Annotated in this window: 2 tRNA genes and 2 rRNA genes; all 4 read right to left on the bottom strand. The window is 48.2% G+C overall.

The features are described 5' to 3' along the window. Positions 1-49: 49 nt before the first annotated feature. Positions 50-125 (bottom strand) — tRNA-Val (locus K9V48_RS28275). 52 nt (positions 126-177) lie between these two features. Then, positions 178-252, bottom strand: a tRNA-Glu gene (locus K9V48_RS28270). 47 nt (positions 253-299) lie between these two features. Continuing rightward, a 5S ribosomal RNA gene (gene rrf, locus K9V48_RS28265) occupies positions 300-415 on the bottom strand. Between the two features lie 203 nt (positions 416-618). Beyond that, positions 619-733, bottom strand: a 23S ribosomal RNA gene (locus tag K9V48_RS28260); the annotation flags it as partial.

Below are 733 nucleotides of genomic sequence, written 5' to 3'. Positions count from 1 at the left end.
CTGATTACAAGTCAGTTGCTCTACCAATTGAGCTACACCGGCATATAAATGGTGGAGGATGACGGGATCGAACCGCCGACCCTCTGCTTGTAAGGCAGATGCTCTCCCAGCTGAGCTAATCCTCCGAAGCACATAACGTGTAAGTGCATGTGATGCGACAGGCTGTCGCTTATTTAATGGTGACCCGTACGGGATTCGAACCCGTGTTACCGCCGTGAAAGGGCGGTGTCTTAACCGCTTGACCAACGGGCCAACTAGATAAAGATAGACAAAACAATAGCCCCAAATAAGGGGCCTATGCCTAGCAACGTCCTACTCTCACAGGGGGAAACCCCCAACTACCATCGGCGCTGAAGAGCTTAACTTCCGTGTTCGGCATGGGAACGGGTGTGGCCTCTTCGCCATCATCGCTAGACATATTTATTAGAAGGATATTCCTTCAAAACTAGATAACGATTTACAATTCAAGTTCACTGAAGTTTACGCTTTTTACTCTGTCCAGCTACAGAAGCCAAATCGTACGGTAATTTCACACCTTCCTGCGAAGTCAAAGTACGACTTCTTCTCAGGTGCTCCAATTCCCTACCGATTTAAACGGGCTTCTTCCGCTTTTCGTTTTTGGTTAAGTCCTCGATCGATTAGTATCAGTCAGCTCCACACGTCACCGCGCTTCCACCTCTGACCTATCAACCTGATCATCTTTCAGGGATCTTACTAGCTTACGCTATGGGAA

It is taken from the genome of Metabacillus rhizolycopersici (assembly GCF_020075705.1).
Note: the sequence above shows the minus strand (reverse complement) of the source record. Positions and strands in the feature narration are given on the sequence as shown.